Below are 25940 nucleotides of genomic sequence, written 5' to 3'. Positions count from 1 at the left end.
AGTGGCGCGCAGTATAGAGAGCTGCCGCTGGTCGGTCAATCGGCTTTCATGGTCAATTTTCACACATTGGGCTAAACTTCCCGGCCCTGCCGAACCGAACATCATCATGCGCGTCGCCGATTTCTCCTTCGAACTCCCTGATTCCCTGATCGCCCGCCACCCGTTGGCCGAGCGCCATGGCAGCCGTCTGCTGGTGCTCGATGGGCCGACCGGCGCGCTTTCGCACCGGCAATTCCCCGACCTGCTCGACTACCTGCGCCCCGGCGACCTGATGGTGTTCAACAACACCCGGGTGATCCCAGCGCGGTTGTTTGGCCAGAAAGCCTCCGGCGGCAAGCTGGAAGTGCTGGTCGAGCGCGTGCTCGACAGCCACCGGGTGCTGGCCCATGTGCGTGCCAGCAAGGCGCCGAAAGTGGGCGCGGTCATCCTCATCGATGGCGGTGGCGAGGCCGAGATGGTCGCGCGTCACGATACGCTGTTCGAACTGCGCTTCACCGAAGAAGTGCTGCCGCTGCTCGACCGTGTCGGCCACATGCCGCTACCGCCGTACATCGACCGGCCCGACGAGGGCGCCGACCGTGAGCGCTACCAGACTGTGTACGCCCAGCGCGCCGGTGCGGTCGCCGCGCCTACCGCAGGCCTGCACTTCGACGAGGCGCTGCTTGAAAAGATCGCCGCCAAGGGCGTCGAGCGAGCCTTCGTCACCTTGCACGTGGGCGCCGGCACCTTCCAGCCGGTGCGGGTCGACAAGATCGAAGACCACCACATGCATAAAGAGTGGCTCGAAGTGGGCCAGGATGTGGTCGATGCCATCGAGGCCTGTCGGGCCCGTGGTGGTCGAGTGGTTGCGGTCGGCACCACCAGCGTGCGCTCGCTGGAGAGCGCCGCGCGCGATGGCGTGCTCAAGGCCTTCAGTGGCGATACCGACATCTTCATCTACCCGGGCCGGCCGTTCCATGTGGTCGATGCCCTGGTCACCAACTTCCACCTGCCGGAGTCCACGCTGCTGATGCTGGTCTCGGCCTTCGCCGGCTACCCCGAGACCATGGCCGCCTACGCGGCGGCGGTCGAGCACGGGTACCGCTTCTTCAGTTACGGTGATGCCATGTTCATCACCCGCAATCCGGCGCCACGCGGCCCCGAGGATCAAGCATGAGTCGCACCTGTCGAATGTCCTTCGAACTGCTGGCCACCGACGGCAAGGCCCGTCGTGGTCGCATCACCTTCCCACGCGGTACCGTGGAAACCCCGGCGTTCATGCCGGTGGGCACCTATGGCACGGTCAAGGGCATGCTGCCACGCGATATCGAGGCCATTGGTGCCGAGATGATCCTCGGCAACACCTTCCACCTGTGGCTGCGCCCAGGTACCGAGGTGATCAAGAAGCACAACGGCCTGCACGATTTCATGCAGTGGAAAGGCCCGATCCTCACCGATTCCGGTGGCTTCCAGGTGTTCAGCCTGGGTGCCATGCGCAAGATCAAGGAAGAGGGCGTGACCTTCGCCTCGCCGGTCGATGGCTCGAAGGTGTTCATGGGCCCTGAAGAGTCGATGCAGGTGCAACGTGACCTGGGCTCGGACGTGGTGATGATCTTCGACGAGTGCACCCCGTACCCGGCCGAGCACGATGTGGCGCGCACCTCCATGGAGCTGTCGCTGCGCTGGGCTCAGCGTTCGAAGAACGCTCACGCCGACAACACCGCGGCGTTGTTCGGCATCGTTCAGGGCGGCATGTACCAGGACCTGCGCATGCGCTCGCTCGAAGGCCTGGAAAACATCGGTTTCGATGGCCTGGCCATCGGTGGCCTGTCGGTGGGCGAGCCCAAGCACGAAATGATCAAGGTACTGGACTACCTGCCGGGCCAGATGCCTGCTGACAAACCTCGTTACCTTATGGGGGTAGGCAAACCGGAAGATCTCGTTGAGGGTGTGCGCCGCGGCGTCGACATGTTCGACTGCGTGATGCCGACGCGTAACGCGCGCAACGGTCATCTGTTCGTCGATACAGGGGTGATCAAGATCCGCAATGCGTTCCATCGCCATGATGAATCGCCGCTGGATCCGACCTGTGACTGCTACACCTGCACCAACTTCTCGCGCGCCTATCTGCATCACCTGGACAAGTGCGGCGAAATGCTGAGCAGCATGCTGAATACCATCCACAACTTGCGCCATTACCAGCGCTTGATGGCCGGTTTACGCGAGGCTATTCAACAGGGTAAATTGGCCGCCTTTGTCGACGCCTTCTACGCCAAGCGCGGGCTTCCTGTTCCGCCCTTGGACTGACTGTCCGCATCCATTATTAGAAAATTACATTAGGAGTGCCCAATGAGCTTCTTCATCCCCGCCGCATACGCGGACGCTGCAGCACCTGCCGCTGGCCCAGCCGGTACCGGCTTCGAGTGGATCTTCCTGGTCGGTTTCCTGGTCATCTTCTACCTGATGATCTGGCGCCCACAGGCCAAGCGCGCCAAAGAGCAGAAGAACCTGCTGAGCAACTTGCAGAAGGGTGACGAAGTTGTCACCAACGGCGGCATCGCCGGCAAGATCGTCAAGGTTTCCGATGACTTCGTGGTACTGGAAGTGTCCGACACCGTCGAGCTGAAGTTCCAGAAGGGCGCGATCGCTGCGACCCTGCCAAAAGGTACGCTCAAGGCTATCTGAGTTACCGGTTTTATTTTCCAGTCGGGGCGCGCAACGCGCCCCGCGTCTTGAACGGGCGGCGTGATGCTGAACAAATACCCTCTGTGGAAATATGCACTGATCGTGCTGGTACTGGTGGTCGGTTTCATTTATTCCGCTCCCAACCTTTACCCGGATGACCCGGCAGTACAGATCAGCGGTGCCAGCTCGGCGCTGCAGGTGAACCAGGCCGACCTCGATCGCGTCAGCAAGGCGCTGGTCGATGCCAAAATCACCGTCAAGGGCGCCAGCCTGGGTGAGAAGGGCAGCGGGCTGATCCGCCTGACCAATCAGGAAGACCAACTGCCAGCCAAAGATGTCGTGCGCAAGGCACTGGGCGATGATTACGTCGTGGCCCTCAACCTGGCTCAGACTACCCCGCAATGGCTGCGCAACCTGGGTGCAAGCCCGATGAAGCTGGGCCTGGACCTGTCCGGTGGTGTGCACTTCCTGCTGGAAGTGGACATGGACAAGGCCATGACTGCCCGCATGAAAGTCTACGAAGGCGAGGTCAAGACCTTGCTGCGCAAAGAGCGCATCCGCTACCGCAGCCTGCCTCAGCAGGATGGCGGCATCATGCTGGGCTTCGCTGACGATGCTACCCGCGAACAGGCACGTGTCCTGATCCGCAAGAATTTCAATGATTTCGACCTGACCACCACCGAGCGCAACGAGCTTGCGGTGCTGCGTCTGGCGCTGACCCAGGCGAAAGTCGCCGAGATCCGCGAATACTCGATCAAGCAGAACCTTACCACCGTGCGCAACCGCGTGAACGAGCTGGGCGTGGCCGAGCCGCTGGTACAGCGCCAGGGCGCCAACCGCATCGTGGTCGAGCTGCCAGGCGTGCAGGACACTGCCGAAGCCAAGCGTATCCTCGGTAAAACCGCCAACCTGGAGTTCCGCTTCGGTGCCGAGCCGGGCGCTTCCAAGGCCACTACCGAAGTGTTCGAGTTCCGTGAAGGCGGCCGTTCCGCCCCGGTCGAGCGCGGCCTGATCATTACCGGTGACCAGGTTACCGACGCCCAGGCCAGCTTTGACGAGCACGGCCGCCCGCAAGTGAACATCCGCCTGGATGGCCACGGTGGCGAGCTGATGAGCCGCGCTACCCGCAGCAACGTCGGTCGCAGCATGGCGGTGATCTTCATCGAGCAGAAGCCGGTCACTCGCTATGTGAAGCAGACCGTCGACGGCGTCGAGAAGGACGTTGCCGTACAAAGCTTCGTGGAAGAGAAGAAAATCATCAGCCTGGCGACCATCCAGTCGCCGCTGGGCAGCCAGTTCCGCATCACCGGCCTGAACGGCCAGGGCGAATCGTCGGAGCTGGCCCTGCTGCTGCGTGCCGGTGGTCTGGCCGCGCCAATGTACTTCGCTGAAGAACGTACCATTGGCCCAAGCCTGGGTGCTGACAACATCACCAAGGGTATCGATGCGTCGCTGTGGGGCATGTTGTTCGTCTCGCTGTTCATCATCGCCATCTACCGCGGCTTCGGCGTGATCGCCACCATCGCCCTGGCGGGCAACATGGTGCTGCTGCTGGCGCTGATGTCGCTGCTGGGTGCCACCCTGACCCTGCCGGGTATCGCCGGTATCGTGTTGACCATGGGTATGGCGGTGGACGCCAACGTGCTGATCTTCTCGCGTATTCGCGAAGAGCTCAAAGCCGGCATGTCGGTGCAGCGCGCCATCCACGAAGGTTTCAACCGCGCCTACACCGCGATCATCGACGCCAACCTGACCAGCCTGCTGGTCGGCGGCATCCTGTTCGCCATGGGGACCGGCCCGGTCAAGGGCTTTGCGGTCACCATGTCTCTCGGGATTTTCACCTCGATGTTCACCGCCGTCATGGTGACCCGTGCAATGGTCAACCTGACCTGCGGCGGGCGTGACATCAAGAAGCTGTGGGTTTGAGGGAGCTGCGATGAAAACCATCAATTTCATGGGCGTACGCAATGTCGCGTTCGCCATTACCGTGCTCCTCACCGTGCTGGCGCTGTTCAGCTGGTGGCAGAAAGGCCTGAACTTCGGCCTGGACTTCACCGGTGGTACGCTGATCGAGCTGACCTACGAGCGCCCGGCCGACCTCAAGGCGGTGCGGGCCGAGCTGGTCGATTCGGGCTTCCACGAGGCGGTGGTGCAGAGCTTTGGCGCTACCACCGACCTGCTGGTGCGTATGCCGGGCGATGACCCACAGCTGGGCAACAAGGTAGCTGCCGCGCTGCAGAAGGCTGGCGGCGACAACCCGGCAACCCTCAAGCGTGTCGAGTTCGTCGGCCCGCAGGTGGGTGAAGAGCTGCGCGACCAGGGTGGCATGGGCATGCTCCTGGCCCTGGGCGGCATCCTTATCTACCTGGCCTTCCGCTTCCAGTGGAAGTTCGCCGTGGGTGCGATCATCTCGCTGATCCATGACGTGGTGGTGACCCTGGGTATCCTGTCGTTCTTCCAGATCACCTTCGACCTGACGGTGCTGGCAGCGGTGCTGGCGATCATCGGCTACTCGTTGAACGACACCATCGTCGTGTTCGACCGTGTGCGTGAGAACTTCCGCGTCATGCGCAAGGCCTCGCTGATCGAGAACATCAACGTTTCCACCACCCAGACCCTGCTGCGTACCATCGCTACCTCGGTTTCGACCTTGTTGGCCATTGCCGCGCTGCTGTTCTTTGGTGGTGACAACCTGTTCGGCTTCTCGCTGGCCTTGTTCATCGGCGTCATGGCCGGTACCTACTCGTCGATCTACATCGCCAACGTGGTACTGATCTGGCTGAACCTGAACAGCGAAGACCTCATCCCGCCGACCAAGGCAGAGGGCGTGGACGAGCGTCCATAAGCTTCTGTTCCACGCCGTTTGGCGGCCCGAAAGGCGCGAGTATTGAACTCGCGCCTTTTTTTTTGCTCCAAGGCTGGGAGAAGCGGGTGGGACCCGCAAGTATGATCAGGAGGTTCATGTGAACAAATCAATGCTGGTGGGTGCGGTACTGGGTGCTGTCGGTGTGACTGCCGGAGGTGCTGTCGCGACCTACAGCTTGGTCAACAAGGGGCCTGAGTATGCGCAGGTTACCGACGTGCAGCCGATCAAACAGCAGGTAAAAACCCCGCGCGAGGTCTGCAAGGACGTCGCCGTCACACGCCAGGCGCCGGTCAAGGACCAGCACCAGATTGCAGGTACCGTGGTGGGTGCCATTGCCGGCGGCCTGCTGGGTAACCAGATTGGTGGCGGTACCGGCAAGAAAATCGCCACCGTGGCTGGTGCGGTAGGTGGTGGTTATGCCGGTAACAAGGTGCAGGAGGGCATGCAGGAGCGTGACACCTACACCACCACGCAAACCCGCTGCAACACGGTCAACGACATCAGTGAGAAGGTGGTGGGCTACAACGTCACCTACTCCATTGGTGATCAGGTAGGCAAGGTGAAGATGGACCGTGAGCCGGGCTCGACCATTCCGCTGGACAAGAATGGCAAGTTGATCCTGAGCGAAGCGGGTCAGTAAGCCGTACGCCGTTTGCCCCCACAAGTATCGCGCAAGGCCGGGGGAGAGGGCGCCGGGCACAAAAAAAGCACCCCGAGGGGTGCTTTTTGCGTTTCGGCAATCTGCGGTTAGCGCTTCATGCTTTCTGGCAGGTGCGGCTGGATAGCGGTCAGCACGGCCTTGAAGCACTTGATGTTGCCTGCAACGATGTGGCCCTTGTCGAGGAAGTCGTGGCCACCGTTGAAGTCGCTCACCAGGCCGCCGGCTTCCTGGATCAGCAGTACGCCAGCTGCCATGTCCCATTCCGACAGGCCCGACTCCCAGAAGGCATCGAAGCGGCCAGCGGCCACATAGGCCAGGTCCAGGCTGGCGGAGCCTGCACGGCGGATGCCGGCGGTCTGGCCAGTCAGGGCGCGGAACATGCCCAGGTAGTTGTCCATGTCGGCCATCTGGCCGTCACGGAACGGGAAACCGGTACCGAGCAGGGCGCCTTCCAGGCTGGTGCGCGAGCTGACACGCAGGCGACGACCGTTGAGTTGGGCGCCACGGCCACGGCTGGCGGTGAATTCTTCCTGGCGTACTGGGTCGAGTACCACGGCGTGTTCAAGGCGACCGCGGTATTTGCACGCGATGCTGACGGCGAAGTGGGGGATGCCGCGCAGGAAGTTGGTGGTGCCGTCCAGTGGGTCGATGATCCACAGGTAGTCTTTGCCTTCTTCGCCGGTGCCCGCGTGCATGCCCGTCTCTTCACCCTGGATGGAGTGGTTCGGGTAGGCCTTGCGCAGCGCGTCGACGATTTTCTGCTCGGCGGCACGATCAACCTCGGAAACGTAGTCCTTAGCCTCTTTCTCGTCCACCTTGATGCTATCCAGGCGTTCGATGGAGCGGAAAATCAGTTCACTGGCGCTGCGAGCGGCGCGCAGGGCGATATTCAGCATAGGCTGCATGGGCGGGTCACCTGGAGATGTTAAAGAAGAAAGCCGATCATTCTAGCAGAAAACTTTGGCGGCAGAAGTGTCACATTTGCTTTCATAGCGTTACGTCTGTCGGTTCTGTAAGATCGAAGGCCTTGATTCCTGCATCTGTGAGCACAACACCTTGCTGCAAAATATTCGTGTTGTTCTGGTCAATACCAGCCACCCCGGCAACATCGGCGGCGCTGCGCGTGCCATGAAAAACATGGGCTTGTCGCGTCTGGTGCTGGTGCAGCCGAAAGAATTCCCCGCCGTGGATGCCAGCGCCCGTGCATCGGGCGCCGACGATGTGCTGGATAACGCCCTGGTGGTCGACAGCCTCGAACAGGCACTGGTCGGCTGCAACCTGGTGATGGGCACCAGCGCCCGCGAGCGCAGCATTCCCTGGCCGTTGATCGGCCCGCGCGAGTGCGGGGCCAAGGCGGTGGAGCATGCCAATGGCGGCGAGGAGATCGCCCTGGTGTTCGGGCGTGAGCACGCCGGCCTGACCAACGAAGAACTGCAGCGATGTCACTTCCACGTGCACATTCCCTCCAACCCCGACTTTAGTTCGCTGAACCTGGCCGCTGCTGTGCAGGTGCTCTCTTACGAGGTGCGCATGGCCTGGCTGGCTGCCGGTGAAGCACCCGAAAAAGTCGAGAAGGTTGACGCCACCGAGCTGGCGACCATGGACGAAATGGAGCTGTTCTACGACCACCTGGAGAAAACCCTGGTGGGCATCGGCTTCCTCGACCCCGAAAAGCCCAAGCACCTGATGCCGCGCCTGCGCCGGCTGTATGGGCGGGTGGCGGTCGAGCGTTCGGAAATGAGCATTTTGCGCGGCATCCTGACCGAGACCCAGAAAGTGGTCCGGGGCGAGCCGCATAAACGGAAGGACTGATAGATGTTCGAACGCCTGCGTGAAGATATTCAAAGCGTATTCCACCGTGACCCGGCTGCGCGCAATGCCTTCGAGGTGCTCACCTGCTACCCCGGCATGCACGCCATCTGGCTGCACCGCCTGGGCAACGCCCTGTGGAAGCGTGATTTCAAATGGCTGGCCCGCCTGGTGTCGAACTTTGGCCGTTGGCTGACCGGCATCGAGATCCATCCCGGCGCCACCATCGGTCGGCGCTTTTTCATTGACCACGGCATGGGCATCGTCATTGGCGAAACCGCCGAAATTGGCGATGACGTCACCCTTTACCAGGGTGTGACGCTGGGCGGTACCAGCTGGAATAAAGGCAAGCGCCACCCCACCCTGGAAAACGGTGTGGTGGTAGGGGCGGGGGCCAAGGTGCTGGGGCCGTTCACCGTCGGTGCCGGGGCCAAGATCGGCTCCAACGCCGTGGTGACCAAGGCGGTGCCGGCCGGGGCCACGGCGGTGGGTATTCCCGGGCGAATCATCGTCAAGAGCGAAGACACCGAAGTCGAGGCCAAGCGCAAGGCCATGGCCGAGAAGATCGGCTTCGATGCCTACGGTGTCAGCGGCGACATGCCCGACCCGGTGGCGCGTGCCATCGGCCAGATGCTCGACCATCTGCAGGCGGTCGACGAGCGGTTGGAGGGTATGTGCGGTGCCCTGACCAAGATGGGCAGTGACTACTGTGCCAAGGAACTGCCGGCCTTGCCGGAGGATGACTTCACCGAAGCCGCCCTGGTGGCCAAGCGCGACACTCAGTCGCATTGATTGCGCCGCACTGAAATCATAGTGACATACGGGGCGTGTGCTCACGCCCCTCGTCTGCTACAATCGCGCCCGCCTCCCGATGCCAAACCCGACTAAAGCACTAGGTCTAATAGTTGACTTAAATGCTCGGGAATCGCATACTCGCACACATCCCGAAACTCCCGTGGTACCCAATAGCCATGCGACTGACTACCAAAGGCCGATACGCCGTGACCGCCATGCTTGACCTGGCGTTGCACGCGCAGCATGGGCCGGTGTCTTTGGCCGACATTTCCGAGCGCCAGGGCATTTCCCTCTCTTATCTGGAGCAGCTGTTCGCCAAGCTGCGCCGCAGCAGCCTGGTTTCCAGTGTGCGCGGTCCAGGCGGTGGCTATCAGCTGTCGCGAGGCATGGAAACCATCCAGGTGGCCCAGGTCATCGATGCGGTCAACGAATCGGTCGATGCTACCCGCTGCCAGGGTCTCGGGGACTGCCATGCCGGTGATACCTGCCTGACCCACCACTTGTGGTGCGACCTCAGCCAGCAGATCCATGAATTCCTCAGCGGCATCAGCCTGGCCGACCTCGTCATGCGCCGTGAGGTGCAGGAAGTCGCCCAGCGCCAGGACCTGCGTCGTGTCGCAGGCCGAACCGCCCAGTTGGACAAGATTGAGACGTCCGCCGTCGATTGATCCCTTTGGGACGACGAGCGACGCCACCGCCTGATAGGAGAGACAAATGAAGTTGCCGATCTACCTTGATTACTCCGCGACCACCCCGGTCGACCCACGCGTGGCCCAGAAGATGGCCGACTGCCTGCTGGTTGACGGGAACTTCGGTAACCCGGCTTCGCGTTCCCACGTATTCGGCTGGAAAGCCGAAGAAGCGGTCGAGAACGGTCGCCGCCAGGTTGCCGAGCTGATCAATGCCGATCCGCGCGAAATCGTCTGGACCAGCGGTGCTACCGAGTCCGACAACCTCGCACTCAAAGGCGTCGCGCACTTCTATCAGACCAAGGGCAAGCACATCATCACCTCCAAGATCGAGCACAAGGCGGTCCTGGATACCGCTCGCCAGCTGGAGCGTGAAGGTTTCGAAGTCACCTACCTTGAGCCAGGCGAAGACGGCATCGTCACCCCGGCCATGGTAGAGGCGGTGCTGCGCGACGACACCATCCTGGTCTCGCTGATGCACGTGAACAACGAAGTTGGCTCGATCAACGACATCGCCGCCATCGGTGAGCTGACCCGCTCGCGCGGCGTACTGTTCCACGTCGACGCCGCCCAGTCGGCCGGCAAGGTCGAAATCGACCTGCAAAAGCTCAAGGTCGACCTGATGTCGTTCTCGGCTCACAAGGTCTACGGCCCTAAAGGCATCGGTGCGCTGTACGTCAGCCGCAAGCCGCGTGTACGCCTGGAAGCCATCATTCACGGTGGCGGCCATGAGCGCGGCATGCGTTCGGGCACCCTGCCAACCCACCAGATCGTCGGCATGGGCGAAGCGTTCGCCATCGCCAAGCAGGAAATGGTTGCGGAAAACGCGCGCATCAAGGCCCTGAGCGACCGCTTCTTCAAGCAGGTCTCGGACCTTGAAGAGCTGTACGTCAACGGCAGCCAGACTGCCCGTGTTCCGCACAACCTGAACCTGAGCTTCAACTACGTCGAAGGTGAATCGCTGCTGATGTCGCTGAAGGACATCGCCGTATCGTCCGGTTCGGCCTGCACCTCGGCATCGCTGGAGCCGTCGTACGTACTGCGCGCTCTGGGCCGCAACGACGAGCTGGCGCACAGCTCGATCCGCTTCTCCTTCGGCCGTTTCACCACCGAAGAAGAAGTCGACTACGCCGCGCAGAAAGTCTGCGAGGCCGTCAACAAACTGCGTGAGCTGTCGCCGCTGTGGGACATGTACAAAGACGGCGTTGACATCTCCAAGATCGAGTGGGCCGCCCACTAAGCAGTCGCCGGCAAGAGCGGCTCCCTGATGAGGAAGGAATTGCACCATGGCATACAGTGAAAAGGTCATCGACCACTACGAAAACCCACGCAACGTCGGCAAGATGAATGCCGAGGACCCGGATGTCGGTACCGGCATGGTCGGCGCTCCAGCGTGCGGTGACGTGATGCGTCTGCAGATCAAGGTCAACGAGCAAGGCGTTATCGAAGACGCCAAGTTCAAGACCTACGGCTGCGGTTCGGCCATCGCTTCCAGCTCCCTCGCCACCGAGTGGATGAAGGGCAAGACCCTGGACGAAGCCGAAACCATCAAGAACACCCAGCTGGCCGAAGAACTGGCGTTGCCGCCGGTCAAGATCCACTGCTCGGTACTCGCCGAGGATGCCATCAAGGCAGCCGTGCGCGATTACAAGCAGAAGAAAGGCTTGATCTAAGTCGCCTGCGAGGTAAGGAGTTCTGATGGCTATCAGCATGACAGAAGCCGCCGCCAACCACATTCGCCGCTCCCTCGACGGGCGCGGCAAAGGTGAGGGCATTCGCCTGGGCGTGCGCACCACCGGTTGCTCGGGCCTGGCCTACGTGCTGGAGTTCGTCGACGAACTGGCGGACGAAGACCAGGTGTTCGAAAACCACGGCGTCAAGGTGATCATCGATCCCAAGAGCCTGGTCTACCTCGACGGCACCGAGCTGGATTTCGTCAAGGAAGGGTTGAACGAAGGCTTCAAGTTCAACAACCCCAACGTGCGCGGTGAGTGTGGCTGCGGCGAAAGCTTCAACGTTTGAGGCTGGCTGTGGGTACTCCTTGTCATTACGCATTGTTTGACCTCCAGCCAAGCTTCCGCCTGGATCTCGACAAGCTGGCCACTCGCTATCGCGAGCTGGCCCGCGAAGTCCATCCCGACCGCTTTGCCGACGCCTCCGAGCGAGAGCAACGTATAGCGCTGGAAAAATCCGCGGCCCTCAACGACGCCTACCAGACGCTGCGCAGTGCGCCGCGTCGCGCGCGCTACCTGCTGGCCATCAGCGGCCACGAAGTGCCCCAGGAGGTCACGGTCCACGACCCCGACTTCCTGCTGCAGCAGATGCAGTGGCGTGAAGAGCTCGAAGAGCTGCAGGACGAAGCCGACCTTGATGGTGTCGGTGTGTTCAAGAAGCGCCTGAAGTTCGCCCAGGACACGCTGAACGAGGACTTTGCCGCCTGCTGGGATGCCCCAGGCGAGCGCGACAAGGCCGAGCGCCTGATGCGCCGCATGCAGTTCCTCGACAAGCTCGCCCAAGAAGTGCGCCAACTGGAAGAGCGCCTCGACGATTAACCCGGTGCTGCCCGTGATGGCACCTAAGGTATTCAGATAAGCATGGCCCTACTGCAGATTGCCGAACCCGGTCAAAGCCCTCAGCCGCACCAGCGCCGCCTGGCGGTGGGGATCGACCTGGGTACCACCAACTCTCTGGTCGCTGCATTGCGCAGCGGTCGTAGCGAGCCCCTGCCTGACGCGCAGGGTAACGTCATTCTGCCGTCCGCGGTGCGCTACCTCGAAGGGCGCAACGAAGTGGGGCAGGCAGCGCGTGATGCCGCTTCCAGCGACCCGTTGAACACCGTGCTGTCGGTCAAGCGCCTGATGGGGCGCGGCCTGGCCGACGTCAAGCAACTGGGCGAGCAGCTGCCGTACCGCTTTGTTGGTGGTGAGTCGCACATGCCGTTCATCGACACTGTCCAAGGGCCGAAAAGCCCGGTGGAAGTGTCTGCCGATATCCTCAAGGTGCTGCGCGAGCGCGCCGAAGCGACCTTGGGTGGCGAACTGGTAGGTGCGGTGATTACCGTGCCCGCCTATTTCGATGACGCCCAGCGCCAGGCCACCAAGGACGCTGCGCGCCTGGCGGGGCTGAACGTGCTGCGCCTGCTCAACGAGCCCACTGCGGCTGCAGTGGCCTACGGCCTGGACCAGAACGCCGAAGGCGTGGTGGCCATCTATGACCTGGGCGGCGGCACCTTCGATATTTCCATCCTGCGCCTGACCGCTGGTGTCTTCGAAGTGCTTGCCACCGGTGGTGATACCGCCTTGGGTGGCGACGATTTCGACCACGCCATTGCCGGCTGGATCATCGAGGAGGCTGGCTTGTCGTCCGACTTGGACCCAGCTACCCAGCGCGCATTGTTGCAAACCGCCTGCGCGGCCAAGGAAGCGTTGACTGACACCGATGTGGTCAGTGTCAGCCATGGCGCCTGGCAGGGTGAGCTGAGCCGCGCCGCCTTCGAAGCCATGATCGAACCGCTGGTTGCCCGCAGCCTCAAGGCTTGCCGCCGCGCCGTGCGCGACAGTGGCGTCGAGCTGGAAGAAGTCAGCGCCGTGGTCATGGTCGGTGGTTCGACTCGCGTCCCGCGTGTGCGTGAAGCCGTGGGTGCGTTGTTCGGGCGCACCCCGTTGACGTCGATCGACCCCGACCAGGTGGTGGCCATCGGCGCCGCCATCCAGGCCGACACCCTGGCTGGCAACCGCCGTGAAGGTGGTGAACTGCTGCTGCTCGATGTCATCCCGTTGTCGCTTGGCCTTGAAACCATGGGCGGGTTGATGGAGAAGGTGATCCCGCGCAACACCACCATTCCGGTGGCCCGCGCCCAGGAGTTCACCACGTACAAGGATGGCCAGTCGGCCATGATGATCCATGTGCTGCAGGGCGAGCGCGAGCTGATCAGCGACTGCCGCTCGCTGGCCCGCTTCGAGCTGCGTGGTATTCCGGCCATGGTGGCCGGCGCGGCAAAAATTCGCGTTACCTTCCAGGTGGACGCCGATGGCCTGCTCAGTGTCGCCGCCCGCGAGCTGGGTTCGGGCGTGGAAGCCAGTATCCAGGTCAAGCCGTCCTATGGCCTGACCGACGGCGAAATCGCCCGCATGCTGAAAGACTCCTTCGAGCATGCCGGTTCCGACAAGCACGCCCGCCAGTTGCGCGAGCACCAGGTGGACGGCGAGCGCCTGCTCGAAGCGGTACAGGGCGCCCTGGACGCCGATGGCGAACGCCTGCTCAGCAGTGACGAGCGCGACGCCATTGCATTCCAGATGCAAGAACTACGTGATTTGCTGGCCGGCACCGATGGCGCTGCCATCGAGCAACAGACCAAGCGTCTGTCGCAGGTGACCGATGCTTTTGCCGCCCGTCGCCTTGATTCGACGGTCAAAGCCGCACTGGCCGGGCGCAACCTGAATGAGATCGAGGAGTAACCGATGCCGCTGGTGACATTCCTGCCGCATGAGAAGTTTTGCCCGGAAGGGCTGACCGTGGAGGTGCCGACCGGGACCAACATCCTGGAACTGGCCCACGATCATCACATCGAGATGGAAAGCGCCTGCGGCGGTGTCAAGGCCTGCACCACTTGCCACTGCATCGTACGCAAGGGTTTCGACTCGCTTGAAGAAGCCGACGAGCTGGAAGAGGACATGCTGGACAAGGCTTGGGGCCTGGAAGCGCAGTCGCGCCTTGGCTGCCAGGTGGTCGTCGCTGACGAAGACCTGACCATCGAGATCCCCAAGTATTCGCTCAACCACGCTGCCGAAGCACCGCACTGAGGATCTGTACATGAGTCTGAAATGGGTTGATGTACTTGAGATCGCAATCCAGCTTGCAGAAAGCAAGCCGGAGGTCGATCCTCGTTATGTGAATTTCGTAGACCTGCACCGTTGGGTGCTGGCATTGCCAGAATTCAGCGACGATCCGTCACGCGGCGGTGAGAAAGTGCTCGAGGCCATCCAGGCTGCCTGGATCGACGAAGCCGACTAAGCGTCACTTGCAGGTTAGGCAATCCCCCAGAACCCGCGTATAATTCGCGGGTTTAATTTTTCGTAACACTCATATTCTGGAGTTTTCCATGGCTGTTCAACGTACTTTCTCGATCATCAAGCCTGACGCCGTTGCCAAAAACGTCATCGGCAAGATCACCACTCGCTTCGAAGAAGCTGGCCTGAAAATCGTTGCCTCGAAAATCAAGCAACTGTCCAAAGCCGAAGCCGAAGGCTTCTACGCTGAGCACAGCGCTCGCGGCTTCTTCGGTGACCTGGTTGCCTTCATGACTTCCGGTCCAGTTGTTGTTCAGGTTCTGGAAGGCGAAAACGCCATCGCTCTGAACCGTGAGCTGATGGGCGCTACCAACCCTAAAGAAGCTGCTGCCGGCACCATCCGTGCTGACTTCGCCGAGTCGATCGACGCCAACGCCGTTCATGGTTCGGACTCCGAAGCTGCCGCTGCTCGCGAAATCGCTTACTTCTTCGCTGCTACCGAGGTAACCACTCGCTAAGCGAAAGCTTACGGGTGAGGGTGAATCCATGACGACATCTACTGGCAAAATCAACCTGTTGGGCCTGACCCAGCCGGAAATGGAACAATTCTTCGACTCTATCGGGGAGAAGCGCTTCCGTGCCGGCCAGGTGATGAAATGGATTCACCATTTTGGCGTGTCCGACTTTGCGGCCATGACCAACGTAGGCAAGGTCTTGCGCGAAAAGCTCGAGGCCGTTGCCGAGATTCGCCCACCGGAAGTGGTCAGTGAAGACATTTCCGCCGACGGCACCCGCAAATGGGTGATCCGCGTTGCCTCCGGCAGCTGCGTCGAGACCGTCTACATTCCTACCGACGACCGCGGTACCCTGTGCGTATCGTCGCAAGCCGGCTGTGCCCTGGACTGCAGTTTCTGCTCCACCGGCAAGCAAGGCTTCAACAGCAACCTCACCGCCGCCGAAGTGATCGGCCAGGTGTGGCTTGCCAACAAATCCTTCGGGACCGTCCCTGCCAAAGTCGACCGCGCGATTACCAACGTGGTGATGATGGGCATGGGCGAGCCCTTGCTGAACTTCGACAACGTCATCGCCGCCATGAAAATCATGATGGATGACCTTGGCTATGGCATTTCCAAGCGTCGCGTCACGCTGTCCACCTCGGGCGTGGTACCGATGATCGACGAACTGGCCAAGCACATCGACGTGTCGCTGGCCCTTTCGCTGCACGCGCCGAACGACGAACTGCGCAACAAGCTGGTTCCGATCAACAAGAAGTACCCGCTGAAGGTGCTGCTGGAATCGTGCATGGGCTACATGTCTACCTTGGGCGGCAAGCGCGTGCTCACCGTCGAGTACACCTTGCTCAAGGACGTCAATGACCAGCCTGAGCATGCCGCGCAAATGATCGAGTTGCTGCGCGACGTACCGTGCAAGATCAACCTGATCCCGTTCAACCCGTTCCCGCATTCGGGCTACGAGCGGCCGAGCAACAACGCCATTCGTCGCTTCCAGGACCTGCTGCACCACGGTGGTTTCAACGTCACCACCCGCACCACCCGTGGCGACGACATCGACGCTGCCTGCGGCCAGCTGGTTGGCCAGGTCAACGACCGTACCCGCCGCAGTGAACGCTATATCGCTGTTCGCCAGCTTTCCGCAGACGTCGAGCTGCAAGACAGCGCCGCCAGCCACTGACCGGGACCTCGCCCATGAGCCTGCGCACCGCGCTGTCGATCCTTGCGCTTTCGCTGCTGGCCGGCTGCGTGTCGGGTGGCGTGGGCGACCCCCTGGCCAGTCGCCAGGGGAGGGTGGAAGCGGGGCGAGCTTATGTGCAGCTTGGCCTGGGTTATTTGCAACAGGGTTTGACCGAGCAGGCCAAGGCACCACTGGGCAAGGCCTTGGCGCTGGATGGGCGGGATGCCGACGCGCACGCTGCCCTGGCGCTGGTGTTTCAGGCCGAAGGCGAACCGGCGCTGGCCGAAACGCACTTTCGCAAGGCCCTGCAGATCAGCAGCGGCGACACACGAATTAGCAACAATTACGGCAGTTTCCTTTATGCTCAGGGGCGATTTGCCGAGGCCGAGCAGATGTTTCGCCTGGCCAGTGCCGATACCCTGTATCCTGAGCGCTCACGGGTGTACGAGAACCTGGGCCTGACCGCCCTCAAGCTCGAGCGCCGCGACCAGGCGCATGCCTATCTGTTGAAAGCGTTGCAACTCAACCAGCGGCAACCGAAAGCGTTGCTGGAAATGGCTGAGTTGTCCTACGAAAACAGGCATTATGTGCCGGCCCGGGACTACTACGATCGTTTCAGCCAGTTGAGCGACCACGACGCCCGTAGCCTGCTGCTGGGCAGCCGCCTTGCCAGGGTGTTCGACGAGCAGGGCGCACTGGCCGAACTGGGCCAGCAATTACAACGACTTTATCCCGGTACGCCGGAATACCAGCAATACCTGTCGGAGCAACGATGAACGCCGCGCATCCCGAAGTAGCAGTAGCGCCTGGCCAGAACCCCGGTGAGCTTTTGCGCCTGGCCCGTGAGAAACGGGACTGGTCTCAAGCCGAGGTGGCCCGCAAGCTCAACCTCACTGTCAGTTCGTTGAACCACGTGGAAACCGGCGCCTTCGACAAGCTGCCCGGGCATACCTTCGCGCGTGGCTATATTCGCGCCTATGCCAAGTTGATGGAGCTCGACCAGGCCGCCCTGGTAGAGGCCTTCGACCGCTACACCGGTACTCACGCCAAGGGCAGCGAAGTGCATTCGCTGGGCCGCATCGAAGAGCCGGTGCGCCTGTCGCATAACATCCTGCGCGGCGTCAGCCTGCTGTTGCTGGTGGCCGTGGTCGGTGGCGGCTTCGTCTGGTGGCAGGACCAGGGCAGCCTGCGTGGCAAGGACCTGGCCAAGATTGCCCTGGAGCACGTCGAAGTCGAAAGCGCCGACGGCACCACCCAGATTCACCCGCTCGATGAGCCTGAAGACCAGGCCGTTTCCGTCGGCCAGCAGGCCGAAAGCGCGCCGTTGGCGCTGGAGCAGGGCGCAACCGAGCAGCCTGCCGCGGCCGCTGAACAGGCGCCGACCAGCGCGGCCCCAGCCGCTGCCGCAGTGCCGGCCCCGGCAGCGGGCCAGCAAGCACCCGCGCAACCCGCGCCTGCTGCTGCGCCTGCCCCGGTAGCACCGGTTACCCCAGCACCTGCCGCTGTTGCGCCTGCGGCGCCCGCGTCTACCGTGGTCGCCGCCGAGCCTGCCGCAATACCGGCTGGCAGTGCCAAGGTTGCCATCCAGTTCACCGCCGATTGCTGGACCCAGGTCAGCGACGGCAACGGCAAGGTGCTGTTCAGCGCCATCAAGCGCAAGGGGGACAACCTCGAGCTGACCGGCAAGCCGCCGTTCGCGGTGCGTCTGGGCTTTGCCCGTGGCGCCCAGGTCAGCTACAACGGCCAGGCCGTCGATGTTGCCCCGTTCACCAGTGGCGAGACCGCTCGCCTGAAGTTGGGACAGTAAGTCATGCACGGCGAATCTCCGATCAAACGTCGCGAATCCCGCAAAATTTGGGTCGGCAATGTGCCGGTGGGTGGTGACGCACCCATCGCGGTGCAGAGCATGACCAACACCGATACCAACGATGTAGCCGCCACCGTGGCGCAAATCCAGCGCCTGGTCGATGCCGGCGTGGACATCGTACGTGTCTCGGTACCGGACATGGACGCCGCCGAAGCCTTCGGCAAGATCAAGCAGCTGGTCAGCGTGCCGCTGGTCGCCGACATCCATTTCGACTACAAGATCGCTCTGCGCGTTGCTGAGCTGGGCGTCGATTGCCTGCGTATCAACCCAGGCAACATCGGCCGTGAAGACCGTGTGCGCGCCGTGGTCGACGCCGCCCGCGACCGTGGTATCCCGATCCGTATCGGGGTCAACGCCGGTTCCCTGGAAAAAGACCTGCAGAAGAAGTACGGCGAGCCAACCCCGGCAGCGCTGGTCGAGTCGGCCCTGCGCCACGTCGAGCACCTCGACCGCCTGGACTTCCAGGACTTCAAGGTCAGCGTCAAGGCCTCCGACGTGTTCATGGCCGTCGAAGCCTACCGGCTGCTGGCCAAGCAGATCGTGCAGCCGTTGCACTTGGGCATCACCGAAGCCGGTGGCCTGCGTTCGGGGACGGTGAAATCTGCCGTCGGCCTCGGTATGCTGCTGGCCGAAGGCATTGGCGATACCATCCGTATCTCGCTGGCGGCCGACCCGGTCGAAGAAGTGAAAGTCGGCTACGACATCCTCAAGTCGCTGCACCTGCGTTCGCGTGGCATCAACTTCATCGCCTGCCCGAGCTGCTCGCGGCAAAACTTCGATGTGGTCAAGACCATGAACGAGCTGGAAGGGCGCCTGGAAGACTTGCTGGTGCCGCTGGACGTGGCGGTGATCGGTTGCGTGGTCAACGGCCCAGGTGAAGCCAAGGAAGCCCATGTAGGCTTGACCGGCGGCACGCCGAACCTGATCTACATCGACGGCAAGCCTGCGCAGAAACTGACCAATGACAACCTGGTCGATGAGCTGGAAAAACTCATCCGCCAGAAAGCGGCCGAAAAGGTCGAGGCCGACGCGGCGCTGATCGTCCGTGGCTGACACACAGAATTCGTAAGGACTTTTCGTGAGCAAATCGCTGCAAGCCATCCGTGGCATGAACGACATCCTGCCAGAACAGTCGCCACTGTGGCGCTACTTCGAAGGCACCGTGGCCGGCCTGCTGGACACCTACGGGTACAGCCAGATCCGCACGCCGATCGTCGAGTTCACCGAGCTGTTCAAGCGCTCGATCGGTGAAGTGACCGACATCGTCGAAAAAGAGATGTACACCTTCGAGGACCGCAACGGCGATTCGCTGACCCTGCGCCCTGAAGGCACCGCGGCCTGCGTGCGCGCTGTGCTCGAACATGGCATCACCGGCAACGGCCAGGTGCAGAAGCTGTGGTACATCGGGCAGATGTTCCGCCATGAGCGCCCGCAGAAGGGCCGCTACCGCCAGTTTCACCAGATTGGCGTGGAAGTGTTCAACCTGGACGGCCCGGACATCGATGCCGAGCTGATCATGCTGACCTGGCGCCTGTGGGGCCTGCTGGGTATCCAGGATGCGGTCAAGCTCGAACTCAACAGCCTGGGCACCAGTGAAGCCCGTGCACGCTACCGTGACGCGTTGGTCGAGTTCCTCTCGGCGCGCCTGGAGCAGTTGGACGAAGACAGTCAGCGCCGCCTGAAGAGCAACCCGCTGCGCATTCTCGACAGCAAGGACCAGAACACCCAGGCGGTGCTGGTTGGCGCTCCGAAGCTGGAAGACTACCTGGACGAAGAATCCCGCGTGCACTTCGAAGGCCTCAAGGCCCGCCTGGACGCCGCCGGTATTCCGTTCGTGATCAACACCAAGCTGGTGCGTGGCCTGGACTACTACAGCAAGACCGTGTTCGAGTGGGTGACCGACAAGCTCGGTGCCCAGGGCACCGTGTGTGCCGGTGGCCGCTACGATGGCCTGGTCGAGCAGATGGGCGGCAAGCCAACCACGGGTGTTGGTTTCGCCATGGGCATCGAGCGCCTGATCCTGCTGCTGGAAACCCTGGGCAAGGTGCCAGAGTCCATCAGCCGCCAGATCGACGTTTACCTGTGCGCCTTCGGCGAGCAGGCGGAACTGGCTGGCCTGCGCCTTTCCGAAGGCCTGCGCGACCGCCTGCCGGGCCTGCGCCTGGCAGTCAACGCCGGCGGTGGCAGTTTCAAAAGCCAGTTCAAGAAAGCCGACAAGAGCGGCGCGCTGTTTGCCCTGATCCTCGGCGACGACGAATTGGCCAAGCAAGAGATTGGCTTGAAGCCCCTGCGTGGCCAGGGCGAACAACAGAACATTGCCTGGGATGCTCTTGCAGAGCACCTGGAAACCGCGATCGCGCAGGCGTAACGCGGTTCAACAAGCGAATAGGCGAAAAGGAGTATTGGGGTGTCGAGTACCGATGATGATGACCTGGCAGGGGTCAAGGACTGGTGGAACCGCAACGGCAAGCCGCTGCTGACCGGCGCATTGCTGGCTGGCGTGGTGGTGCTGGGCTGGAATACCTGGCACAAGTACCAGAACAACCAGTCGCAAGGTGCCTCGCAGCTGTATCAGGCTTTGCTTGAAACCAGCCTGACGCCGACTGGCCAGCCAGACGCCACCAAGGTCGCGGAGCTGTCCGGCAAGCTCAAGAGCGAGTTCGGCGGCACCGCCTACGCCCAGTACGGCAGCCTGTTCGTGGCCAAGGTAGCGGTCGAGACCGGCAAGCTCGACGACGCTGCCGCCGAGCTGAAAAGCGTGCTGGACAAGCCGGCCGACGTGACCCTGGGCGAGATTTCGCGCCAGCGTCTGGCTCGCGTACTGGCCGCCCAGAACAAGGCCGAGGACGCCCTGAAGCTGCTTGACGGCGACGCCGACAAAGCCTTCCTGGCCAGCCGTGAAGAGTTGAAGGGTGACCTGCTGGTACAGCTGGGTCGCGCCGACGACGCGCACAGCGCTTACGAAAAAGCCAAGGCTGCGCTGTCCGATGACGCGGCGGTCGGTGGCCTGCAATTGAAGCTGGATGACCTGGCTAAAGGGGACGCGTAAGTGATCGGTTGGAAACATGCAGCAGTGCTGACCCTGGCCGTACTGGCCGCAGGTTGCAGCAGCAACAGCAAGAAGGAACTGCCCCCGGCCGAGCTGACCAAGTTCACCGAGGAAGTGGTGCTGAAAAAGCAGTGGAGCCGTTCGATCGGTGACGGCCAGGGTAAAACCTACAACACCTTGGTACCGGCCATCGAAAACGACCGTATCTACGCTTCCGACGTCAATGGCGAAGTCTTTGCCCTTGATCGCATCACCGGTGACGTGGTGTGGAAGAAAGACCTGGAGCTGCAGGTTTCCGGCGCTGTTGGCGTGGGCTACGGCCTGGTCATGCTCGGTACCCTCAAGGGTGAAGTCATTGCCCTGGACTCCAGCACCGGTGAAGAGCGCTGGCGCTCCCGCGTGACCAGCGAAGTGCTGGCACCACCGGCCAACAACGGTGATGTGGTGGTGGTACAGACCCAGGACGACCGCCTGATCGGCCTGGATGCCGCCACTGGCGACCGCCGCTGGATCTACGAAAACACCCCGGCCGTACTGACCCTGCGTGGCACCGGTGCGCCGATCGCCACCAACCGTCTGGCCATTGCCGGCCTGTCCACTGGCAAGGTGGTCGCGGTGGACATCAACAACGGCGTGCCGGTGTGGGAAAGCCGCGTGGCCATCCCGCAGGGCCGTTCCGAGCTGGACCGTGTGGTCGACATCGACGGCGGTCTGCTGCTGTCCGGTGAAACCCTCTACGTCAGCACCTACCAGGGCCGCGTAGCGGGCCTGGACCTGGAAAGCGGCCGCGTGCTGTGGCAGCGCGATGCCTCCAGCTATGTGGGTGTCGCCCAGGGTTACGGCAACGTCTATGTCAGCGAAGCCTCGGGTACTGTCGAGAGTGTCGACGAGCGCTCTTCCAGCGCCCTGTGGAGCAACGACACCATGGCCCGCCGTCAGCTGTCGGCACCGGAAGTGTTCTCCAGCTACGTGGCTGTAGGGGACTTCGAAGGCTACCTGCACCTGCTGAGCCAGGTCGATGGCCGCTTCGTCGGCCGTGAGCGTATCGACAGCGATGGCCTGCGCGCCCGGCCACTTGTGGTCGGTGACACCATCTACGTCTTCGGCAACAGCGGCAAGCTCGAGGCACTGACCGTCCGCTGAAGCTATGCTTGGAGCCTTGGCGGGCTTCAAGCCGCGGCGTAGGAAACGCCGCCCGTACTCCGGCCGCTGCCTTGCAGCGGCCTTTGCATTTTCAAGAATTCGAGAGTGGAGAGCCGATGGTTCCCGTAATAGCCCTGGTGGGCCGCCCGAACGTCGGCAAATCCACCATGTTCAACCGCCTGACCAAAACCCGCGATGCCATCGTCGGTGACTTGTCGGGCCTGACCCGTGACCGCCAGTACGGTGACGCCACCTGGCAGGGTCGTTCCTTCATTTTGATCGACACCGGTGGTATCACCGGTGACGAAGTGGGCATGGACGAGAAAATGGCCGAGCAGTCGCTCATGGCCATCGAAGAAGCCGACTATGTGCTGTTTCTGGTCGATGCCCGTGCGGGCATGACCGCAGCAGACCAGATGATCGCCGAGCACCTGCGCAAGCGGAACAAGTCGGCGATTCTGGTTGCCAACAAGATCGACAACATCGACCCCGACGTTGCCCGCGCCGAATTCTCGCCAATGGGCATGGGTAACGCCATTCCGGTGGCGGGTTCCCAGGGCCGTGGTATCAATGCCCTGATGGAAGCCGTGCTCGGCCACCTGCCGCGTGATGCCGAAGACGAAGCCCTCGACCAGGAAGTCGCCGAAGGCGAGGAAGCCGTGCGCATTCCTGGCCCAAGCGAAAAGGATGGCATCAAGATCGCCATCATCGGCCGCCCCAACGTTGGTAAGTCGACCCTGGTCAACCGCATGCTCGGCGAAGAGCGTGTGGTGGTCTACGACGAGCCAGGCACCACCCGTGACAGTATCTACATCCCGTTCGAACGCGATGGCGAGAAGTACACCTTCATCGACACCGCCGGGGTGCGTAAGCGCGGCAAGATCCACGAGGAAGTCGAAAAGTTCTCGGTGGTGAAGACGCTGCAGGCGATCAAGGACGCCAACGTGGTCATCTTCGTCATGGACGCCCGCGAAGGCGTGGTTGACCACGACCTCAACCTGCTGGGCTTCGCCCTGGAAGCCGGCCGCGCCATCGTCATCGCCCTGAACAAGTGGGATGGCATGGAACCGGGCGAGCGTGCCTACGTGAAGACCGAGCTGGAGCGCCGGCTGTTCTTCGTCGACTTCGCCGACATTCACTTCATTTCCGCCTTGCATGGCACAGGTGTAGGCAACCTGTACAAGTCGGTGCAGGCCGCGTTCAAGTCGGCGGTCACCCGTTGGCCGACCAGCCGCCTGACGCAGATCCTCGAAGATGCCGTGAGCGAGCACCAGCCGCCGTTGGTCAATGGCCGCCGCATCAAGCTGCGCTATGCCCACCTCGGGGGTGCCAACCCGCCGCTGATCGTGATCCACGGCAACCAGACCGAGAGCATTCCCAAGTCGTACTCGCGTTACCTGGAAAACACCTACCGCCGCGTACTGAAACTGGTCGGTACGCCGATCCGTATCGAGTACAAGGGCGGTGAGAACCCGTTCGAGGGCAAGAAGAACACCCTCACCGACCGCCAGGTCAACAAGAAGCGCCGCTTGATGTCGCACCACAAGAAGGCCGAGAAGAAGCGCCGCGACAAGCGCTAGCAGTGATAACGGGGCCGCTATGCGGCCCCGTTTTTGATCCACCGCAATCCCCCTATTGTTTCAACCTTTTTCCTGACCGCTCGATCCGCTATGCTCGGACTCCACCCCGTGCCGGATACACCCCAGGAAAGAGGGCTCCATGATCCGCAGCAAACTGCCGAATGTCGGCACGACCATCTTCACCACCATGTCCCAGCTCGCCGTGCAGACTGGCGCGCTCAACCTGTCCCAAGGCTTCCCCGATTTCAATGGCCCGCAGGCACTGCTCGATGCGGTAGGCCGGCACGTGGCCGCCGGGCATAACCAGTATTCGCCGATGACCGGCTTGCCGGCCCTGCGCCAGCAGGTGGCGGCCAAGGTCGAGCGCCTGTATGGCGCCAGGGTGGATGCGGACCAGGAAGTGACCATCACCCCGGGTGCCACCGAGGCGATCTTTTGTGCCATCCAGGCGGTGGTGCATGCCGGTGACGAGGTGATTGTCTTCGACCCGTGCTACGACAGCTACGAGCCGTCCGTGGAGCTGGCCGGTGGCCGCTGTGTGCATGTGCAACTGAGCGACGGCAATTTCCGTATCGACTGGCAGAAGTTCAGCGATGCGCTGAGCCCGCGCACGCGCATGGTCATCCTCAACTCGCCGCACAACCCCAGCGGTGCCTTGATCACCCGCGAAGACCTTGACCAGCTGGCAAAGCTCGTTGCCGACCGCGATATTTACCTGGTCAGCGATGAAGTGTACGAGCACCTGGTTTATGACGGCGTTCGCCATGCCAGCGTGCTGGCCCACGAGCAGCTGTACCAACGTGCCTTCGTGGTCAGCTCGTTCGGCAAGACCTACCACGTTACCGGCTGGAAGACAGGCTACGTGATCGCTCCGCCCGCGCTGAGCGCAGAGCTGCGCAAGGTGCACCAGTACGTCAACTTCTGCGGGGTGACACCGCTGCAGTGTGCGCTGGCCGACTTCATGGCCGAGCACCCCGAGCATATCGATGAACTGCCGGCGTTCTATCAGGCCAAGCGCGACCTGTTCTGCGGTTTGCTGGAGGGCTCGCGCTTCAGCTTTGCCCGCACGGCGGGCACTTATTTCCAGCTGGTGGATTATTCGCAGATCCGCCCGGACCTGAACGATGTCGACATGTCGCTGTGGCTGACCCGTGAGCACGGCGTGGCGACCATCCCGGTGTCGGTGTTCTACCAGCAACCCATCCCCGAGCAACGCCTGGTGCGCCTGTGCTTTGCCAAACGAGAGGAGACGCTGCGTCAGGCAGCGGAACGACTATGCGCGATCTGAGCACACTGCCGAACCTGAGAGTCGCCCTGGTGCAAACCACCCTGGCCTGGCACGACCGCGAGGCCAACTATGCACACTTCGAGGAGTTGCTGGAGCAGGTGGGCGAAGTGGACCTGGTGATCCTGCCGGAAATGTTCACCACCGGCTTTTCGATGCAGTCGGAAAGCTTGTGCGAGCCGGAGAACGGCCCGACCTACAAATGGCTGAAAGCCCAGGCGAAGAAATACAGCGCGGTGATTACCGGCAGCGTAATCATCCAGGCCGCTGATGGTAGCCACCGCAACCGTCTGTTGTGGGCGCGACCGGACGGCGAGATCCTGCATTACGACAAACGCCACCTGTTCCGCATGGCCGGTGAGCACAAGCATTACACCCCAGGCGAGCGCCAGGTGCAGTTCGAGGTAAAGGGCTGGCGGATTCGCCCGCTGATTTGTTATGACCTGCGCTTCCCGGTGTGGAGCCGCGATGCCCAGGACACCGACCTGCTGCTGTACACCGCCAACTGGCCGGCAGCGCGCCGCCAGCACTGGAACCGCCTGTTGCCGGCGCGGGGTATCGAGAACCTGTGTTATGTGGCTGCGGTGAACCGGGTGGGCACGGATGGCAAAGGCTTTGCGTATTCGGGTGACAGCCAGGTGCTGGACTTCCAGGGCGAGAGCCTGCTGAGCGCCGGCGAGGCGGACGGGGTATTTACTGCTGTGTTGAGTGCGGCGGAACTGGCGGCGTACCGGGCCAAATTCCCGGCCAACCTGGATGCCGATACCTTCGAGTTGCACTGACAGCAGGTCAGGCCCCTTGTAGCACAAGGGGCCTGATGCCTTTACATCA

28 protein-coding genes are annotated in these 25940 nt (G+C 62.2%); 27 read left to right on the top strand and 1 reads right to left on the bottom strand.

The window, feature by feature from the left end:
• Positions 1-106: 106 nt before the first annotated feature.
• From queA to Q9451_RS26135, 6 genes are all read left to right on the top strand, one after another.
• Positions 107-1156: a tRNA preQ1(34) S-adenosylmethionine ribosyltransferase-isomerase QueA gene (gene queA / locus Q9451_RS26160; RefSeq protein WP_012270583.1), complete on the top strand. Its 1050-nt coding sequence runs from the start codon at positions 107-109 to the stop codon at positions 1154-1156.
• 14 nt (positions 1157-1170) lie between these two features.
• Positions 1171-2286: a tRNA guanosine(34) transglycosylase Tgt gene (gene tgt / locus Q9451_RS26155; RefSeq protein WP_014589748.1), complete on the top strand. Its 1116-nt coding sequence runs from the start codon at positions 1171-1173 to the stop codon at positions 2284-2286.
• Between the two features lie 42 nt (positions 2287-2328).
• Positions 2329-2664 (top strand): preprotein translocase subunit YajC, encoded by a 336-nt coding sequence (gene yajC / locus Q9451_RS26150; protein WP_003248556.1) that lies wholly within the window; start codon positions 2329-2331, stop codon positions 2662-2664.
• 63 nt (positions 2665-2727) lie between these two features.
• Complete coding sequence (secD, locus tag Q9451_RS26145) at positions 2728-4590, top strand: protein translocase subunit SecD (RefSeq protein ID WP_012270585.1); 1863 nt, start codon at positions 2728-2730, stop codon at positions 4588-4590.
• 10 nt (positions 4591-4600) lie between these two features.
• The gene (secF, locus tag Q9451_RS26140; protein ID WP_012270586.1) at positions 4601-5509 is read left to right on the top strand and encodes a protein translocase subunit SecF; all 909 of its coding nucleotides are present in this window, start codon (positions 4601-4603) and stop codon (positions 5507-5509) included.
• 118 nt (positions 5510-5627) lie between these two features.
• On the top strand, positions 5628-6170 hold the full coding sequence (locus Q9451_RS26135; RefSeq protein ID WP_041166378.1) for a glycine zipper 2TM domain-containing protein: 543 nt from the start codon (positions 5628-5630) through the stop codon (positions 6168-6170).
• A 107-nt stretch (positions 6171-6277) separates the two neighbouring features.
• On the opposite strand, the gene suhB is transcribed toward Q9451_RS26135, so the two are convergent.
• A complete protein-coding gene (gene suhB / locus Q9451_RS26130) occupies positions 6278-7096 on the bottom strand; it encodes an inositol-phosphate phosphatase (RefSeq protein WP_012270588.1) in 819 nt (272 codons plus the stop codon).
• A gap of 151 nt (positions 7097-7247) precedes the next feature.
• On the opposite strand from suhB, the gene trmJ reads away from it, so the two are divergent.
• The 21 genes from trmJ to Q9451_RS26025 all read left to right on the top strand — a co-directional run bounded on the left by trmJ (position 7248) and on the right by Q9451_RS26025 (position 25891).
• Positions 7248-8003, top strand: coding sequence for a tRNA (cytosine(32)/uridine(32)-2'-O)-methyltransferase TrmJ (gene trmJ / locus Q9451_RS26125; protein WP_012270589.1), 756 nt, complete (start codon positions 7248-7250; stop codon positions 8001-8003).
• Between the two features lie 3 nt (positions 8004-8006).
• Positions 8007-8792 (top strand): serine O-acetyltransferase, encoded by a 786-nt coding sequence (cysE, locus tag Q9451_RS26120; RefSeq protein ID WP_012270590.1) that lies wholly within the window; start codon positions 8007-8009, stop codon positions 8790-8792.
• A gap of 179 nt (positions 8793-8971) precedes the next feature.
• Positions 8972-9463, top strand: coding sequence for a Fe-S cluster assembly transcriptional regulator IscR (gene iscR / locus Q9451_RS26115; protein WP_008092572.1), 492 nt, complete (start codon positions 8972-8974; stop codon positions 9461-9463).
• Positions 9464-9509: 46 nt separating this feature from the next.
• Positions 9510-10724, top strand: a complete 1215-nt coding sequence (locus tag Q9451_RS26110) for an IscS subfamily cysteine desulfurase (protein ID WP_012270592.1) — start codon at positions 9510-9512, stop codon at positions 10722-10724.
• Positions 10725-10770: 46 nt separating this feature from the next.
• A complete protein-coding gene (gene iscU / locus Q9451_RS26105) occupies positions 10771-11157 on the top strand; it encodes a Fe-S cluster assembly scaffold IscU (protein ID WP_003248539.1) in 387 nt (128 codons plus the stop codon).
• Positions 11158-11182: 25 nt separating this feature from the next.
• Positions 11183-11506, top strand: coding sequence for an iron-sulfur cluster assembly protein IscA (iscA, locus tag Q9451_RS26100; RefSeq protein ID WP_003248536.1), 324 nt, complete (start codon positions 11183-11185; stop codon positions 11504-11506).
• An 8-nt stretch (positions 11507-11514) separates the two neighbouring features.
• Positions 11515-12036 carry a co-chaperone HscB gene (hscB, locus tag Q9451_RS26095; protein WP_012270593.1) on the top strand — a complete coding sequence of 174 codons (522 nt, stop codon included), beginning with the start codon at positions 11515-11517 and terminating at the stop codon, positions 12034-12036.
• 42 nt (positions 12037-12078) lie between these two features.
• Complete coding sequence (gene hscA, locus Q9451_RS26090) at positions 12079-13941, top strand: Fe-S protein assembly chaperone HscA (RefSeq protein WP_012270594.1); 1863 nt, start codon at positions 12079-12081, stop codon at positions 13939-13941.
• Between the two features lie 3 nt (positions 13942-13944).
• Complete coding sequence (fdx, locus tag Q9451_RS26085) at positions 13945-14286, top strand: ISC system 2Fe-2S type ferredoxin (RefSeq protein ID WP_012270595.1); 342 nt, start codon at positions 13945-13947, stop codon at positions 14284-14286.
• 10 nt (positions 14287-14296) lie between these two features.
• A complete protein-coding gene (iscX, locus tag Q9451_RS26080; RefSeq protein WP_003248529.1) occupies positions 14297-14497 on the top strand; it encodes a Fe-S cluster assembly protein IscX in 201 nt (66 codons plus the stop codon).
• 88 nt (positions 14498-14585) lie between these two features.
• A complete protein-coding gene (gene ndk / locus Q9451_RS26075; protein WP_008092560.1) occupies positions 14586-15011 on the top strand; it encodes a nucleoside-diphosphate kinase in 426 nt (141 codons plus the stop codon).
• Positions 15012-15039: 28 nt separating this feature from the next.
• The gene (rlmN, locus tag Q9451_RS26070; RefSeq protein ID WP_012270596.1) at positions 15040-16185 is read left to right on the top strand and encodes a 23S rRNA (adenine(2503)-C(2))-methyltransferase RlmN; all 1146 of its coding nucleotides are present in this window, start codon (positions 15040-15042) and stop codon (positions 16183-16185) included.
• Positions 16186-16199: 14 nt separating this feature from the next.
• Entirely contained in the window at positions 16200-16961 is a 762-nt protein-coding gene (pilW, locus tag Q9451_RS26065) for a type IV pilus biogenesis/stability protein PilW (RefSeq protein WP_012270597.1), read from the top strand.
• Positions 16958-17992: a RodZ domain-containing protein gene (locus Q9451_RS26060; RefSeq protein ID WP_012270598.1), complete on the top strand. Its 1035-nt coding sequence runs from the start codon at positions 16958-16960 to the stop codon at positions 17990-17992. Before pilW ends, Q9451_RS26060 begins: the two co-directional genes overlap by 4 nt.
• Before the next feature lie 3 nt (positions 17993-17995).
• The gene (gene ispG, locus Q9451_RS26055) at positions 17996-19105 is read left to right on the top strand and encodes a flavodoxin-dependent (E)-4-hydroxy-3-methylbut-2-enyl-diphosphate synthase (RefSeq protein ID WP_012270599.1); all 1110 of its coding nucleotides are present in this window, start codon (positions 17996-17998) and stop codon (positions 19103-19105) included.
• A 25-nt stretch (positions 19106-19130) separates the two neighbouring features.
• Entirely contained in the window at positions 19131-20420 is a 1290-nt protein-coding gene (gene hisS, locus Q9451_RS26050) for a histidine--tRNA ligase (protein WP_003248516.1), read from the top strand.
• A gap of 39 nt (positions 20421-20459) precedes the next feature.
• Entirely contained in the window at positions 20460-21101 is a 642-nt protein-coding gene (locus Q9451_RS26045) for a tetratricopeptide repeat protein (protein WP_012270600.1), read from the top strand.
• A complete protein-coding gene (gene bamB, locus Q9451_RS26040) occupies positions 21102-22244 on the top strand; it encodes an outer membrane protein assembly factor BamB (protein ID WP_012270601.1) in 1143 nt (380 codons plus the stop codon).
• Between the two features lie 116 nt (positions 22245-22360).
• Positions 22361-23824, top strand: coding sequence for a ribosome biogenesis GTPase Der (der, locus tag Q9451_RS26035; RefSeq protein WP_012270602.1), 1464 nt, complete (start codon positions 22361-22363; stop codon positions 23822-23824).
• 139 nt (positions 23825-23963) lie between these two features.
• A complete protein-coding gene (locus Q9451_RS26030) occupies positions 23964-25112 on the top strand; it encodes a pyridoxal phosphate-dependent aminotransferase (RefSeq protein ID WP_012270603.1) in 1149 nt (382 codons plus the stop codon).
• A complete protein-coding gene (locus Q9451_RS26025; protein ID WP_012270604.1) occupies positions 25100-25891 on the top strand; it encodes an amidohydrolase in 792 nt (263 codons plus the stop codon). The genes Q9451_RS26030 and Q9451_RS26025 overlap by 13 nt, the downstream gene beginning before the upstream one ends.
• The last annotated feature ends 49 nt before the right edge of the window (positions 25892-25940 follow it).

This window comes from Pseudomonas sp. NY8896, assembly GCF_039634505.1.
The sequence above is the reverse complement of the archived record's forward strand: the minus strand, read 5'-3'. Positions and strand labels throughout refer to the sequence as shown.

Bases quoted from the DNA above. Each gene is read 5' to 3' on its own strand.
- queA (WP_012270583.1), top strand. From the start codon at position 107: ATGCGCGTCGCCGATTTCTCCTTCGAACTCCCTGATTCCCTGATCGCC.
- tgt (WP_014589748.1), top strand. From the start codon at position 1,171: ATGTCCTTCGAACTGCTGGCCACCGACGGCAAGGCCCGTCGTGGTCGC.
- yajC (WP_003248556.1), top strand. From the start codon at position 2,329: ATGAGCTTCTTCATCCCCGCCGCATACGCGGACGCTGCAGCACCTGCC.
- secD (WP_012270585.1), top strand. From the start codon at position 2,728: ATGCTGAACAAATACCCTCTGTGGAAATATGCACTGATCGTGCTGGTA.
- secF (WP_012270586.1), top strand. From the start codon at position 4,601: ATGAAAACCATCAATTTCATGGGCGTACGCAATGTCGCGTTCGCCATT.
- suhB (WP_012270588.1), bottom strand. From the start codon at position 7,096: ATGCAGCCTATGCTGAATATCGCCCTGCGCGCCGCTCGCAGCGCCAGT.
- cysE (WP_012270590.1), top strand. From the start codon at position 8,007: ATGTTCGAACGCCTGCGTGAAGATATTCAAAGCGTATTCCACCGTGAC.
- iscR (WP_008092572.1), top strand. From the start codon at position 8,972: ATGCGACTGACTACCAAAGGCCGATACGCCGTGACCGCCATGCTTGAC.
- Q9451_RS26110 (WP_012270592.1), top strand. From the start codon at position 9,510: ATGAAGTTGCCGATCTACCTTGATTACTCCGCGACCACCCCGGTCGAC.
- iscU (WP_003248539.1), top strand. From the start codon at position 10,771: ATGGCATACAGTGAAAAGGTCATCGACCACTACGAAAACCCACGCAAC.
- iscA (WP_003248536.1), top strand. From the start codon at position 11,183: ATGGCTATCAGCATGACAGAAGCCGCCGCCAACCACATTCGCCGCTCC.
- hscA (WP_012270594.1), top strand. From the start codon at position 12,079: ATGGCCCTACTGCAGATTGCCGAACCCGGTCAAAGCCCTCAGCCGCAC.
- fdx (WP_012270595.1), top strand. From the start codon at position 13,945: ATGCCGCTGGTGACATTCCTGCCGCATGAGAAGTTTTGCCCGGAAGGG.
- iscX (WP_003248529.1), top strand. From the start codon at position 14,297: ATGAGTCTGAAATGGGTTGATGTACTTGAGATCGCAATCCAGCTTGCA.
- ndk (WP_008092560.1), top strand. From the start codon at position 14,586: ATGGCTGTTCAACGTACTTTCTCGATCATCAAGCCTGACGCCGTTGCC.
- rlmN (WP_012270596.1), top strand. From the start codon at position 15,040: ATGACGACATCTACTGGCAAAATCAACCTGTTGGGCCTGACCCAGCCG.
- pilW (WP_012270597.1), top strand. From the start codon at position 16,200: ATGAGCCTGCGCACCGCGCTGTCGATCCTTGCGCTTTCGCTGCTGGCC.
- Q9451_RS26060 (WP_012270598.1), top strand. From the start codon at position 16,958: ATGAACGCCGCGCATCCCGAAGTAGCAGTAGCGCCTGGCCAGAACCCC.
- ispG (WP_012270599.1), top strand. From the start codon at position 17,996: ATGCACGGCGAATCTCCGATCAAACGTCGCGAATCCCGCAAAATTTGG.
- der (WP_012270602.1), top strand. From the start codon at position 22,361: ATGGTTCCCGTAATAGCCCTGGTGGGCCGCCCGAACGTCGGCAAATCC.
- Q9451_RS26030 (WP_012270603.1), top strand. From the start codon at position 23,964: ATGATCCGCAGCAAACTGCCGAATGTCGGCACGACCATCTTCACCACC.
- Q9451_RS26025 (WP_012270604.1), top strand. From the start codon at position 25,100: ATGCGCGATCTGAGCACACTGCCGAACCTGAGAGTCGCCCTGGTGCAA.